This window comes from Streptomyces sp. NBC_01390, assembly GCF_045040105.1.
Lineage (GTDB): Bacteria > Actinomycetota > Actinomycetes > Streptomycetales > Streptomycetaceae > Streptomyces.
Genome location: NZ_CP109551.1, coordinates 3,397,874 through 3,411,115, shown reverse-complemented (window position 1 = coordinate 3,411,115; position 13,242 = coordinate 3,397,874). Strand labels below are relative to the sequence as shown.

The 13,242-nt window shown below is 69.4% G+C and carries 16 protein-coding genes; 6 read left to right on the top strand and 10 right to left on the bottom strand.

Going from position 1 to position 13,242, the window contains the following annotated elements; translation table 11 throughout:
• Positions 1-267 precede the first annotated feature (267 nt).
• From glnII to OG241_RS15250, 3 genes are all read right to left on the bottom strand, one after another.
• Entirely contained in the window at positions 268-1,296 is a 1,029-nt protein-coding gene (gene glnII / locus OG241_RS15260; protein WP_405815895.1) for a glutamine synthetase, read from the bottom strand.
• 261 nt (positions 1,297-1,557) lie between these two features.
• Entirely contained in the window at positions 1,558-2,238 is a 681-nt protein-coding gene (locus OG241_RS15255) for a hypothetical protein (RefSeq protein WP_405815894.1), read from the bottom strand.
• A gap of 96 nt (positions 2,239-2,334) precedes the next feature.
• Positions 2,335-2,709 carry an arsenate reductase family protein gene (locus tag OG241_RS15250; RefSeq protein ID WP_405815893.1) on the bottom strand — a complete coding sequence of 125 codons (375 nt, stop codon included), beginning with the start codon at positions 2,707-2,709 and terminating at the stop codon, positions 2,335-2,337.
• Positions 2,710-2,849: 140 nt separating this feature from the next.
• On the opposite strand from OG241_RS15250, the gene OG241_RS15245 reads away from it, so the two are divergent.
• On the top strand, positions 2,850-3,158 hold the full coding sequence (locus tag OG241_RS15245; RefSeq protein WP_405815892.1) for a hypothetical protein: 309 nt from the start codon (positions 2,850-2,852) through the stop codon (positions 3,156-3,158).
• A gap of 376 nt (positions 3,159-3,534) precedes the next feature.
• Positions 3,535-3,813 carry a hypothetical protein gene (locus OG241_RS15240; RefSeq protein WP_405815891.1) on the top strand — a complete coding sequence of 93 codons (279 nt, stop codon included), beginning with the start codon at positions 3,535-3,537 and terminating at the stop codon, positions 3,811-3,813.
• A 55-nt stretch (positions 3,814-3,868) separates the two neighbouring features.
• Here OG241_RS15240 and OG241_RS15235 read toward each other — a convergent pair whose 3' ends face one another.
• Both OG241_RS15235 and htpX read right to left on the bottom strand, forming a co-directional pair.
• On the bottom strand, positions 3,869-4,486 hold the full coding sequence (locus OG241_RS15235) for a hypothetical protein (RefSeq protein WP_405815890.1): 618 nt from the start codon (positions 4,484-4,486) through the stop codon (positions 3,869-3,871).
• A 14-nt stretch (positions 4,487-4,500) separates the two neighbouring features.
• Positions 4,501-5,424 (bottom strand): zinc metalloprotease HtpX, encoded by a 924-nt coding sequence (htpX, locus tag OG241_RS15230; RefSeq protein ID WP_334592865.1) that lies wholly within the window; start codon positions 5,422-5,424, stop codon positions 4,501-4,503.
• Between the two features lie 298 nt (positions 5,425-5,722).
• Between htpX and OG241_RS15225 the strand changes: the two genes are divergently transcribed.
• Positions 5,723-7,084 (top strand): chloride channel protein, encoded by a 1,362-nt coding sequence (locus OG241_RS15225; protein WP_405815888.1) that lies wholly within the window; start codon positions 5,723-5,725, stop codon positions 7,082-7,084.
• Positions 7,085-7,155: 71 nt separating this feature from the next.
• Here the strand turns inward: OG241_RS15225 and OG241_RS15220 are convergent, their stop codons facing one another.
• Entirely contained in the window at positions 7,156-7,443 is a 288-nt protein-coding gene (locus OG241_RS15220; RefSeq protein WP_405815887.1) for a hypothetical protein, read from the bottom strand.
• A 303-nt stretch (positions 7,444-7,746) separates the two neighbouring features.
• Between OG241_RS15220 and OG241_RS15215 the strand changes: the two genes are divergently transcribed.
• Positions 7,747-9,165 (top strand): DUF2252 domain-containing protein, encoded by a 1,419-nt coding sequence (locus OG241_RS15215; RefSeq protein ID WP_405815885.1) that lies wholly within the window; start codon positions 7,747-7,749, stop codon positions 9,163-9,165.
• 116 nt (positions 9,166-9,281) lie between these two features.
• On the opposite strand, the gene OG241_RS15210 is transcribed toward OG241_RS15215, so the two are convergent.
• A complete protein-coding gene (locus OG241_RS15210) occupies positions 9,282-9,644 on the bottom strand; it encodes a carboxymuconolactone decarboxylase family protein (protein ID WP_405815884.1) in 363 nt (120 codons plus the stop codon).
• Between the two features lie 243 nt (positions 9,645-9,887).
• Between OG241_RS15210 and OG241_RS15205 the strand changes: the two genes are divergently transcribed.
• Both OG241_RS15205 and OG241_RS15200 read left to right on the top strand, forming a co-directional pair.
• Positions 9,888-10,298: a hypothetical protein gene (locus tag OG241_RS15205; protein ID WP_405815883.1), complete on the top strand. Its 411-nt coding sequence runs from the start codon at positions 9,888-9,890 to the stop codon at positions 10,296-10,298.
• 182 nt (positions 10,299-10,480) lie between these two features.
• A complete protein-coding gene (locus OG241_RS15200; protein WP_405815882.1) occupies positions 10,481-10,672 on the top strand; it encodes a DUF6381 family protein in 192 nt (63 codons plus the stop codon).
• A gap of 142 nt (positions 10,673-10,814) precedes the next feature.
• Here OG241_RS15200 and OG241_RS15195 read toward each other — a convergent pair whose 3' ends face one another.
• From OG241_RS15195 to OG241_RS15185, 3 genes are read right to left on the bottom strand one after another with little or no spacing between them, the layout of a single operon-like run.
• Positions 10,815-12,179 (bottom strand): diacylglycerol/lipid kinase family protein, encoded by a 1,365-nt coding sequence (locus OG241_RS15195; RefSeq protein ID WP_405815881.1) that lies wholly within the window; start codon positions 12,177-12,179, stop codon positions 10,815-10,817.
• Positions 12,180-12,236: 57 nt separating this feature from the next.
• Positions 12,237-12,686: a hypothetical protein gene (locus OG241_RS15190; protein ID WP_405815880.1), complete on the bottom strand. Its 450-nt coding sequence runs from the start codon at positions 12,684-12,686 to the stop codon at positions 12,237-12,239.
• Positions 12,687-12,716: 30 nt separating this feature from the next.
• Entirely contained in the window at positions 12,717-13,181 is a 465-nt protein-coding gene (locus tag OG241_RS15185) for an SHOCT domain-containing protein (protein WP_405815878.1), read from the bottom strand.
• Between the last annotated feature and the right edge of the window lie 61 nt (positions 13,182-13,242).

Here is a 13,242-nt window from a genome sequence, read left to right as displayed (position 1 = left end):
GCGCGTCGGCGGAAGACCGAGAGGTACGGCGGCAGAGAGGCCGTACGGCTGGTGTTAGAGGGCCGACGCGTTCATCGCGCGACAACACACCCGGTCGAAGTCGTGGTGCTGGCGGGAAGGCCAGAAGGGCTCGAGGTCGTGGCGACCTGTCGCGATGCACTTCTGGAAGCTGGCCATGGGGACATTGAAGCAGAGAAAGTGGGAAGCAGAGAAGGGGTGTCCACCTTCCGGTGGACACCCCTTCTCACTATCTGGGATCAGCGGGAATCAGACCTGGCCGGCCTTCTCCAGGGCGGAGCAGCAGGTGTCGACGATCAGCCGCGTCACGAGGTACGGGTCGACGTTGGCGTTCGGGCGGCGGTCCTCGATGTAACCCTTGCCGTCCTTCTCGACCTGCCACGGGATACGGACCGAGGCGCCACGGTTGGAGACGCCGTACGAGTACTCGTTCCACGGGGCGGTCTCGTGCAGACCGGTGAGACGGTCGTCGATGCCGGCGCCGTAGTGCTTGACGTGGTCGAGCGGCTTCGAGCCCTCACCGAGGGACTCGCACGCGGTGATGATCGCGTCGTAGCCCTCGCGCATCGCCTTCGTGGAGAAGTTTGTGTGCGCACCGGCGCCGTTCCAGTCGCCCTTCACCGGCTTCGGGTCCAGCGTCGCGGAGATACCGAAGTCCTCGGCGGTGCGGTAGAGCAGCCAACGGGCGATCCACAGCTGGTCGGAGACCTCCAGCGGGGAGACCGGGCCGACCTGGAACTCCCACTGGCCCGGCATGACCTCGGCGTTGATGCCGGAGATGGCGAGACCGGCCTTGAGGCAGTTCTCCAGGTGGGCCTCGACGATCTCGCGACCGAAGATCTCGTCGGCGCCGACGCCGCAGTAGTAACCGCCCTGGGGGGCCGGGAAGCCGCCCTCGGGGAAGCCGAGCGGACGGGAACCGTCGAAGAAGGTGTACTCCTGCTCGATGCCGAAGATCGGCTCCTGAGCGGCGAACTTCGTGGCGACCTCGACCAGCGCGGCACGCGTGTTGGACGAGTGCGGCGTCATGTCGATCTCGAGGACCTCGCACATGACGAGGATGTCGTCGCCGCCGCGGATCGGGTCCGGGTAGGAGGAGACCGGCTTGAGCACGCGGTCCGAGGCGTGGCCCTCGGCCTGGTTCGTGGAAGACCCGTCGAAGCCCCAGATCGGCAGCTCGGCGCCCTTGGCGTCGTCGGCCAGAATCTTGGTCTTGGAGCGGAGCTTGGCCGTCGGCTCGGTGCCGTCGATCCAGATGTACTCAGCCTTGAAGGTCACGGGACCATCCATTCGGGGGTGGGTCTACAGGCGCACTTGCGGGTGCTGCGGCGCTGCGGCACTGAGGCGCCGCTCTTGTTGCCCGCGAGCCTGTCAATAGGGGATTTCCCGATCATTGCTCGAATGTGAACCCCGTGTTACCTGGCGTTCTTGTGGTGCGTTTCACGTGTGGAGGGCGGCATGGAGGGAAGTGGGTGGGTCCTGCCGCCCCTGGCCGGGAGCGACAGGACCCTGGTCCGAGCAGGTGTCAGCGCTGGAACCTCACCCCACCTTCTCGATCAGCGCCCGGCGGATCAGGAACTTGCCGGGCTCGCGGACCTGCTCGAAGGCGGCGTTGTTGAGCAGAGCGCAACTGCCCGACACCGAGGTCACCTTGACCGTCGTGGACTTGTTGTTGTCCAGGTTGGTGACGCGCAACGTGGCCCCGGCGGGGAACTGGTTGCTGGACGCGGCGGGGGCCCCACCCTCACCGGAGAGGGTGACCGTGGACCCGGCACACACCTGCTTCCCGGCGGCGGGCGCGCCGGGAACGCCCGGAGCGGCGGGCGCGGTGCTCCGGACGGGCGACGAGGGCTGGGCGGCGGGCGGGTTGGCAGGCGGGTTGGCAGGCGGAGTGACGGGCTGCGCGGCCTGGGAGTCCTGAGCCGACTCCCCAACCACGCACCCGGACGCCTGCTGCTGCACCTTGATCTGAGCGACGACCGCGTCGCGGTTCGCGATCCGGGCCGCCGACTGGGCGTCGGGGTTGGCCCGTTGGCCCGCGATGAACTTCTGGTTGTTGCCGAGGGCGGTGGCGAGCCCCTGGCAGACGGTCGAGTCGGCGGCGGTCTGCGCCGCGTTGGAGGTGGCCGCCATGGCGAAGGCACCACCACCCGCCACCGCGGCGGCACTCACGAACAGCGCCAGCTTCTTCTTCGTACTGACAGTTCTTCTGCGCGACATGCGCGCCTCCTAAGAGACAGGGGAGCGTACGCCGCTATGTACGAGATATCGAACGAGGTAACTCAGAGGTAACAGGAACTGCCGAAGTGACGTACGTCACTTCGACGTTGGTCGCCGGGACAGTGCGTCCCGCACGGCCTCGTCCGTACGGGCCACGACCGCGCTGCCGTCGTCGGCGGTGATGATGGGCCGCTGGATGAGCCTCGGATGCGCGGTGAGAGCGGCGACCCACCGCTCCCGGTCCTCCTCCGCCCGGCCCCACTCCTTCACGCCCAACTCCTTGGCGACGGCTTCCTGGGTCCGGGTGATGTCCCAGGGTTCGAGGCCGAGCCGATCGAGTACGACCCGGATCTCGTCCTCGGTGGGAGTCTCTTCCAGGTAGCGGCGGACGGTGTATTCGGCGCCCTCGGCATCGAGCAGCGACAGCGCTCCGCGGCACTTGGAGCAGGCCGGGTTGATCCAGATTTCCATGGGGCTCACGGTACGTCAGAGCCCCTCGAAAGGCCTTGTGGCCAGGGCCTTTTGTCAGTGCCGGGCGGTAGAATAGAAGCAGTGTTCGAGGGTGTCGCCGGGGGGTCCGGTACCACCCCGACCGCGACAGGAGGATGCCTGTGCCCACTGCCGCTCTCAAGCCGACGTCCACCCGGTCCACCGCCAAGAGGGGGGTCCAGCTCGACCTGCCGTACGCCCCCGTGGAGAAGCGCCCGCTGCCGCCGGGCCGCCCCCGCGAGTGGTACATCACGCACAACCGCCGGCTCAAGGCGATGCGACTCGCGATCGCCTTGCTCGACTCCGGCGTCCACATGCCGAACCAGGCCCGCAACGAGACGATCCGCAGCGCGGCGCACCTGATCGGCGTCCACCCACCGTCGGAAACGACGTGCCACATGGTGCGCGCCCTGATGCGCTACTCCCGCTGAACAACCGCCGGGTGCCCAACTCGAACCAGGGCACCCGGCGTTCGCGTGCCGAGATCCAGCACGCGACCGTTTTCCCACCTGCCCGGTGACCTTCCAGCGCAGGCCCGCATTTCCAGCCCGTTGGGGGTCCCCCCTCTGGGGGAGCTTGAGGACAAGGCCCGTTCAGGGCCGGAGCGGGGGTCTGGGGGCGCAGCCCCCAGCAACAGGACGGGCGGCGGGCGAAATACGGATGCGCGGCCTCCCCTGCCATCCCTACGCTGGACACGCAACGCACGCACCGGCGGACGGACGCCAACCCCAAGCGTCCGGTCAGTTCACACCGTCACGCACATACAACTCCGCTCAGTCACCCACGCCACTCACAAGGAGTCCCGTCATGGGCACCTTGATCATTTCCGCGATCTTCGTCCTGATCATCATGGGCTTCAAGAACAGCGTCCTGTGGCTCGCCGCCGCAGGCCTGGGCTACGTCTACTTCCGCTACGGCCGCACGGGGAGCGGTACGGCGGCCTCCTCGTCCGGCGGCGGCAGCCCGGCCGCGGGTTCCTCGCCCGCGACCTACCGCGCCTACCGTCAGCGCCGGGACCAGCAGGCCAGGTGGGAGCGCCGCTACAGCCGCGAGCGCCCGCTGCGGAACCGCCGCCAGGGCCGGTAGTCGGGGCCAGTAGGAGGAAGTCGAAAAAGGGGGGCGTGCCTCCGGTCGGTCCGTCTCACAGACCGGGGGCACCCCACACCGGGAACCAGCGACTCAGATCCTGCTCGATCCGCAGATCACCGGAGAGCGCGGCCCGCACCTGCAACTCCAGCGCACTGTCCCGCCGTTGCCCGCCCCCGTCGGTCAGCGGTGAGAAGGGAAAGAAGGTGCCGCGCTTGTAGAGATAGACAAGCCCGAGCCGCCGAACCCCGCCACCAGGACCCTCACCGCCACCCTCATCCACATCCTCGAACCCCACCACCGAGCACAACAACTGCGGCCCGAACCCACTCGCCTCCAGCGCGCTGTTGACCGCGTGCAGGTCCCCGACGAGCGCCGGGAGATCCTCCGGCCCGCGCCGCGACACCAGCCACGAGTACCCGTACTCGTCCCGGACCAGCTCGACCGGCGGCCCGGTCCGCTCGGTGTCCGCGTCGAGGAGGGCCTGGACCTCCTTGCGTACGTCGTCGAAGGCGGCGCCCTCCACCGTGGCGAAGCACACCGACCCCCGGCCCGTGGGCGTGAAGCCGGCCGCGGCCTGGAGGGTGACTGCGGCCGACGGCAGCCCGAAGAGCCGGTCGAGATCGGGCGCGACGGGCTTCGTGCGTCCCAGCAGAATGTCCAGCAACCCCATACGTGCTCCTCAGCTCACGAGTTCCCCGCGCCGGGAGCCGCCACCTCGCCCAACTCGCCGGAGATCCGCCCCAGTTGGTCGAGCCGCTGCTCCAGACTGGGATGGGTGGAGAAGTACCGGGCCAGGCCCGGCTCCTTGCCGAGGGCGGGCGTGAAGTAGAAGGCGTTGAAGGCCTGCGCGGTCCGCAGGTCCTTCGACGGGATCCGCGCGATGTCGCCGGAGACCTTGGTGAGTGCGGAGGCGAGTGCCGAGGGCTTCCCGGTGAGCAGCGCGGCCGAGCGGTCGGCGGCCAGTTCCCGGTACCGGGAGAGGGCGCGGATCAGCAGGAAGCTGATCGTGTACACGGCCGCGGAGACGCCCATCACCGCCGCGAAGACGACGGCGGTGTTCTGGTCCCGTCGGCCCCCGCCGAACAGCTGCGAGTAGAACGCGAACCGCACGATGAGCCCGGCGATGACGCCGAGGAAGGACGCGACGGTGATCACGGCGACGTCCTTGTGCGCGACATGGGACAGCTCGTGTGCGAGCACGCCCTCCAGTTCCTCCGGCTCCAGCCGCCGAAGCAACCCGGTGGTCACACACACCACGGCGTGATCGGCGTTCCGCCCGGTCGCGAACGCGTTCGGCATATCCATGTCCGACACGGCGACCACGGGCTTGGGCAGGTCGGCCACGGCACACAGCCGGTCGATCACCCCGTGCAGCTGCGGGTACTCCTCCCGCTCCACCACCCGTCCGCGCATCGCGAACAGGGCGACCCGGTCGGAGAACCAGTACTGCGCGGCGAGGAACCCCGCCGCGACCACCACGACCAGCACCCAGGACTTCAGCAACACGATCAACGCGGCGACAAAGGCCACGTACAGCAGTCCGAGCAGAAACAGCGTGACCGTCATCCGCACGGTCAGTCGTCGATCGCTCCGCATTCGGTTCGGCATCCGTACCACCACCCCGCAGTCAGGCACTCGCCCCACTGCCCAGTGTGCACCCGCCCTTTCCCATGAAGCGGTCGCGATCTGCCCTGGGCCGGGCAAAGGGGAGCTGGGGCAGCCCTGGGCGTCGGAGTCAACCGCATGGGCGGCGTCGAAGTGCCCGCACGGGAACGTCGTGCCAGGCTCGCAACAGCGCCTGCCTGTCGTGTCAGGTGGCGGACGTACCAGGTTCGCTGAACGCGGCTCCGGGACCACCAGCGAGGTCCGCATCGTCTGGAGGCGACATCGTCTGGAGGCAACGCGCATGCCGGTAGCCACGACTGGGCCCGAGACCGCGTCACCGCCGGACCCGCGGGTCCTTCTCCGGAGCCGTGCGTACCTCGTGCTTCTGGTGATGTCCGCGCTGATCGGCGTGCCGGTGTCCGCGGTGGCGTTCGGCTTCCTCGCGCTGATCGGCGAGCTTCAGCCACTGATCTACACGGATCTGCCCAAGTCGCTGGGGTTCGACCGAACGCCACCGTGGTGGCCGTTGCCGCTGCTTGCCGTAGGGGGGCTGCTCACGGGGCTGGCGATCAGGTATCTGCCGGGGTCCGGCGGCCATGAACCGTCAGCCGGGTTCAAGGCCGCCGGACCGCCCACGCCCATCGAGCTGCCCGGCATCTTCCTCGCGGCTCTGGCGACGCTCAGCTTCGCCGCCGTCCTCGGACCCGAGGCCCCGCTCCTGGCGCTCGGTGGCGGGCTCGCCGCCGGCGCCGTGCGGATGGTCGGACGGAACCCCCCGGAGCAGATGATCACGGTGCTGGGGGCGGCGGGCAGTTTCGCGGCCGTCAGCTCGCTGCTCGGTTCCCCCCTGCTCGGAGCATTCCTCCTGATGGAAGCCTCGGGGCTGGGCGGGCCGATGATGGCGGTGGTGTTGGTGCCCGGCCTGCTCGCCGCCGGCATCGGCGCACTCATCTTCATCGGGCTGGGATCCTGGACCGGGCTGGGCACCTACTCGCTGGCACTGAACGACGTCCCCAAGGCCACGGCCCCGACAGCGGCGGAATTCGGCTGGGCGCTGGTCATCGGGGTGTCGGCCGCACTCGTGGGCGTGGGAATCCGATGGCTCGCAGTGCGGCTCAGGACGTACGTCGAGAGGCGACGGGTACCGGCCACGGTGGTCATGGGCCTGGTCGTGGCGGGGCTGGCCATCGGCTACGCGGAGGGCACCGGCAGAACGGCGACCGACGTGCTGTACTCGGGGCAGACGGCGCTGGATCCACTCCTCACCCACAGCGCCGGGTTCTCGGTGGGAGCCCTGTCGTTGCTGGTGCTGTGCAAGGGTCTGGCCTACTGCGCATCCCTCAGCGCTTTCAGGGGCGGCCCCATCTTCCCCGGGATGTTCGTGGGGGCGGCGGGCGGCATCCTGTTCTCGCACCTGCCGGGGCTGAGCCTGGTCGCCGGGTTCGCGATGGGTGTCGGAGCGATGAGCGCCGCGATGCTGGGGCTTCCGATGGTCTCCGTCCTGCTCGCCACGCTGCTGATCGGGGCGGAGGGGCTCACCGTCATGCCGCTGGTGATCGTCGCGGTCGTGGTCTCGTACGTCGCGACGGCGAAGCTGACGCCTCCTCCCGCGAAGCCGGGGGAGGAGCCGAGGCCACATCGGCCGGAGCCGCCACAGCGTTGAGGATCAAGCACTGGTCAGCGCTCCGTCGCACCGGGCCGAGGGGCTCCCGCCCGGTGCGCCGGGGAAGGCGGCTACGACCCGGCGAGCGACCCGTTGTGGGCGTGGGACGCGGACTGCCACGCCTGCGCACCCGCTCTGGAGGCCTCTTTGGCCTGCTGCCACTTCTCGGCCATCTGCTGGGCCGGGGGTACGTCCATGCCGCGGATCATGCGTCGACCCGCGGAGAGCACGGCCATGGCTCCGACAGCCATGCCGGCGCATGCCACCGTGGCGCCGGCCGCGGTGAGCACGGCACCGATCCTGACAAGCCGGATGTCGATGTCGATCATCTGAGGGGACTGCTGGTTTCGCTGGTTCATTACTCCACCTTCCAACGGAGAAAACCGTCCCGCATCCCGGCCGACGGCGCACGGACGCAGGCTCCGCAGCGAGCACCGCCTGCCCCGGGCCGCTAGGGATATCGAACGGGGATATGCTCTATTTTAGGCTGTTTTCTCATTGGCTCGGCGGATCGAATCGGAGCAAGCTCCGGGCAACCGCGGCCGTGGGCCCCGGCTGTGGACCGGTGGCGGCAGGACCGCAGGGCATCGGAGCGGTCAATCCCCGCCGAGAGCCGTCGTCGAGACCCCGAGCGGCGGCGACCACCCCCTTGGAGCGGCACCATGACCCCACACCACCTGGACGGATACGCGATACGGGACCGCACCCCGCGGGAGCGGGCCGCGCTCGGCAAGGCCGCGCGGAAGGCCGTACCCCGGAGCAGCCACGCCGAGTTCGACCCCGGACCGAAGCGGCCGGACCCCTTGGAGATCATCGAGAAGCAGTCGGCGACCCGGGTGCCCGAACTCGTACCCATCCGCTACGGAAGGATGATCGAGTCGCCGTTCCGCTTCTACCGGGGAGCGGCCGCCATCATGGCCTCCGACCTCGCGGACACGCCGAGGACGGGAATCACGACACAACTGTGCGGCGACGCGCACATGCTGAACTTCCGGCTGCTGGCCTCGCCGGAGCGCCGCCTCATGTTCGACATCAACGACTTCGACGAGACGCTGCCGGGTCCCTGGGAATGGGACGTCAAGCGCCTGGCCGCCAGTTTTGTGATCGCTGGCCGACTGAACGGCTTCAGCACCAAGGAGCGGGCCGCGATCGTACGAACTGCCGTGCGGTCCTATCGCGAGAACATGCGCGCCTTCGCCGAACTCGGCAACATGGCCGTCTGGTACGCCCAGTTCGACGTGGACTGGGTACGTGAGCGGTTCGGGGCGGATCTGTCCGCGCGGGGCCGCGAACGCTGGGCGCGGATGGTGGACAAGGCGCGTTCGCACGACACCCAGCAGGTCTTCGACAAACTGACCCACGTCGTGGACGGCACGCGGCGGATCACCCCCGACCCACCGCTGATCACCCCCCTCCAGGACCTGATGACCGAGGGCCGGAGCGCCAAGCTGGAGCAGCTGATCCGCCGGCTCATCGAGCGCTACGGCATGAGCATGACGTCGGACCGGCGCTTCCTTCTGGAACAGCACAGGGTTGCCGACATGGCGCGCAAGGTGGTCGGCGTGGGCAGCGTGGGAACCCGCTGCTGGATCGTGCTCCTGCTGGGCAAGGACGACGAGGACCCGCTGTTCCTGCAGGCCAAGGAGGCCGACGAGTCGGTGCTGGCACCCCACGTCGGGGGCAGCATGTACCGGAACCAGGGCGAGAGGGTCGTCTCCGGGCAGCGGCTGATGCAGGCCACCAGCGACATCCTCCTGGGCTGGGAGCGGGTCGAGGGGCTCGACGGCCGGCGACGGGACTTCTACGTACGGCAGTTGCGGGACTGGAAGGGGGTCGTGGTGGCCGAGGACATGGTGCCGAGGGGCATGCGCACCTTCGGCGCGCTCTGCGGCGCGACCCTGGCCCGCGCCCACGCGAGGTCCGGCGACCGGATCGCCATCGCCTCCTATCTGGGCGGCGGCGACTCGTTCGACCGGGCACTCGTGACGTTCGCCGAGACCTACGCCGACCAGAACGAGCGGGACCACCAGTCACTCGTCGACGCCGTCCGCAACGGGCAGGTGGCCGCCGAGGCGGCCTGACGGGATACGCCGTGGGGAAGGGCGTGGCCTCCGATCGGAGGCCACGCCCTTCCCCACGGCGGTCGCCGGCGGCGGTCGCCGGTTCCACGCCGGCGGTCGCCGGTTCCACGCCGGTTTCACATGGCCGAACCGGGTTCCCCGCCCTCGTCATGCAGGATCAGATCGAAGGCTTCCCCGATGCTTCGGGCGGCGGACACCACGCGGGCGCTGCCGACCACCGGGGCGACTGCCACGAGGACGCCCTGAACCTTCTCCAGGGGCACGCCGAGACCTTCCGCGGCGCCGACGTTGAGCAGGTACGAGGCGGGGGAGGCGTCCATGGCCACCAGCGCCGCGATGCGCGCCAGCAGATAGGTCTCGGGGTCCAGCCCCGACCGCTCGAACGTGTCGAGCGTCATCTGGACAAGTGTTTCGAACACGGGGGCGTCCGCCTCGGCGAGGGCGCTGACGCCGGCTGTTCCGGTCATATCGTCGGCCATGGTCCGGCTCCTTCTGCAGCGGGTGTGGTGACACGGTTCCTGGACTCCACTCCAGCCCTGCCCACCGGAAGGGGCATCGCCCGCAGCGGGTGATCCTGGTCCGGGCCCGCGCACATCCCAGGCCATCGGTGATCCGCCTCGCCGACTTCACCCGCCACGGGTGATCACCTCGGCCGAGGGACCCGGCACGCTCGGAGACACAAGCCCGGCGTTGCATCTCCCTCAGGAAGTGAGGAATCCGTTATGGCCACGACCACCCACCACCGCACCACGGCCAGGTCACCGGCAGGTGCCGGCGGCCTGGTGACGTTCGCCGGCGTCATGCTGTTCATCGCCGGCATCCTCGACCTGTTCCGCGGCATCATGGCGATCGCCGACGACGACGTCTACGTGAACACCCCCAACTACGTCTTCAAGTTCGACCTGACCAGCTGGGGCTGGATCCAGCTGGTCCTGGGAGTGATCGCCATGACGGTCAGTGCCGGCCTCTTCTCGCGCGCCACGTGGGCCCGGGTCGTCGCGGTCGGCATCGCGGGGCTGCTGATCATCGCCAACTTCCTGTCGATCCCGTACTACCCCGTCTGGTCGCTCACCCTGATCGCGCTGTACGCCTTCGTCATCTGGGCCCTGTGCGTCGTGCGGCGGGAAGACTGAGGCGGCGCTCCGAAGCAGCCCGTCCGCGGTGAGGAGGGGGAGACCTGCTCTCCCCCCCGCTCGCCGTAGGCGGCCGCTTTGCGTTGCGGAGACAACAGAGGGTGATCGTTCGAGATGCGCGGGAGCGCCTGTGCTGTTTCGCTGATGTGGCCCGCTCTCCCCACATCACCCAAGGAGTGATCATGAGCGTTGCAGGCGAGTCCCGCGGTCGTGCCCAGCAGATGAGGCAGAAGGCGCAGGAGATGGAACAGGCCGCGGAGCGTGCCACCGACCCGGACGAGCGTTCTCGGCTGAAGGAGAAGGCCCGCCGGCTCATGGAGCAGAGCGAGCAGCAGGGCGGCACCGGACACCGGGGCAACGACTCCATGGTGTAACGGCATGGTGTAACAGCCCCACCCGCACCGGCCGGTGGCTGCCGCGCGACCTTCCGTGCGCGCGAGGCCACCGGCCGGTCACTTCTGTCCGCGCCCCACCAGCGGTTCCTACCTACCGGCCGACGCGGCAGGCACGGGCAGCCTACTTACCGGACGACATCGTCCGCCCGGCCTCGCCCAGCGCCAACCGTGCCACGCGCGGCCAGTCGGCCGCCCCGCCGCTGACCCGCGACGTGTGGGGGCGACGGTGCGGCACACGGACCCGCAGTGCCCCGGGCGCGCTGCGACACACCACGGGTGACGGCACAACGACGTGTTCCCCGTCGATGCCGACCGGGAGGGTGTCCGTGTCCGCTTCGACGACGACCTCCCCGGCGCTCAGCCGGACGAATCCCCCGGAGCGCGGACCGCGCACCAGACGCGCCGCCTGAGCGGTGTTGCCCACCCGCACGCACACCACGCCCAGGAGCCCCGAGTCCAGCCGCTCCCTACGTCCCGGACGCGCGGCGTCGACGGCACGTCCGTAGGGATTGTTGCTGACGAGCAGCGCCTGAAGTCCGTCGACGCGCCTCCGGTCGGCCCGCATCCACATCCTGGGCGCGCCCTTGCCGGTGAGGAAGCCGGGGAGGGTTCGCAGGGTCGTGCGGGCTTTGGCATCGCGGTACGCGGGGTCGGTGACGACGGACGCGTACGTGCCGAACGAGGCGTTGTTGACGAAGACCCGGTCCGCGGCATAGCCGAGGTCGATGCGGAGTTCCACGCCGTCGGTCAGGGCTTCCAGGGCCTTCGCCGGATCCTCGCGGTCGAGGCCGAGATCGAGGGCGAAGTGGTTGCGGGTACCGGCGGGAATCACCACGAAAGGCAGGTCGTGGGCCGCGGCCACCTCGGCCACCAGCGCCTGGGTGCCGTCGCCGCCCGCCACCGCCAGCAGATCGGCCCCCTCGACGACGGCCTGCCGGGCCAACTCGGAGACATCCCGGCCCGCGTCGAGCAGCACCACCCGGCAGCCGGCCGCCCGTGCCTTTCCCACCAGGTCGAATCGGTCCACCTTGCCGCCACCGGAGCGCGGGTTCATCAGAACCCAGGGATGCCTCGGCGCCTCGGCGACCGTCTGTTCGGAGGTGACGGGCCCCGGAGCCAGGGCGCTGCGTGCCGTCGCGACGGCCAGCGCCCACAGAGCCAGGGACACACACGCCGCCCACAGAATGCCGGACGTCGCGTACAGGACGAGGACGGCCACCGGCGCGAGCAGCGCGACAGCCACCCCGAGGGCACGGAGCGCACCGGTGTGGGCCAGGGTCCACCACACCCCGACGGCGGCGACCGCCACTCCCGCGATGCCGACCAGCACCCACAGCACGCTCCGCAGACCGGCGGCGACCAGCGGCACCAGAATGCTTCCCAGGAGGGCGAGCACGGCGAGGCGAGCCCGTCCGGGACTGTTCTCGCGTACGGCTGCGACGCCTGCCTCCCCCGAGGTTCTCTCGTGCCCGCCCTGTCGTCGCATCTGCCGGCCCTTCTCCTCACGAGCCCGGGCGCCGTGGTTCTCCCTGTCCGGGCTGTCTCAGTCGCGGCGGGGTGTGCCCTCCTCGGAGAGGTCGAAGAGCCTGGTGTGCGGGACCACGCACAGGGCCCAGATGATGAAGCCCGAGAGCGCGATCATCACGACCGACCACACCGGGTAGTACGGCAGGGAGAGGAAGTTGGCGATGATGACGAGTCCGGCGATGCCCACGCCGACGACGCGCGCCCATGTCGCGGTCGTGAGCAGCCCGAAGCTGACGACCACGGCGATCACGCCCAGAACGAGGTGGATCCAGCCCCAACTGGTCAGGTCGAACGCGAACGCGTAGTTGCGCGTCGTGACGAAGATGTCGTCCTCGGCGATGGCCATGATGCCCCGGAAGATGTCGAGCAGGCCGACGAGGGAGAGCATCACGGCCGCGAAGGCCGTCAGGCCGGTCGCCCATTCCTGCTTCGCCGTGTATTCCGGCCGGGTGTGTGTCGCGGTCATCTTGCGCCTCGATTCGTGTGGTGCGGATGCTCAGCGGTGGGAGGTTCCGGTGGCGGAGCCCGTCTGCTGCGCCGAACCGTGGCCGGTCAGGACCAGTTCCTTGGCCCTGCGGAACTCCTCGTTCGTGATGTCACCGCGGTCGCGGATCTCCGAAAGCCGGGCGAGCTCGTCGACGCTGCTGGGCGGGCCGGCGGACGCGGTTTCCTTGATGTAGGCCTTGAACTCGTCCTGCTGCGCACGCGCCTGCTTGATCTCCCGGCGGCCCATGCTCTTCCCGCGGGCGATCACATAGACGAACACGCCCAGGAAGGGCAGGAGGATGCAGAACGCCAGCCAGCCGGCCTTAGCCCAGCCGTTCAGTTGCCCGTCCCGGAAGATGTCCCCGATGATCCGGAAGAGCAGGACGAACCACATGATCCACAGGAAGAACACGAGCATGGTCCAGAAGGCGCCCAACAGCGGATAGTCGTACGCCAGGTAGGTTTGCGCGGTCATCTCCGACCTCCGTCCCGGGCGTCCGCCCGGCAGCAGTTCTGTGCCCTATGAGCGTGCCCAC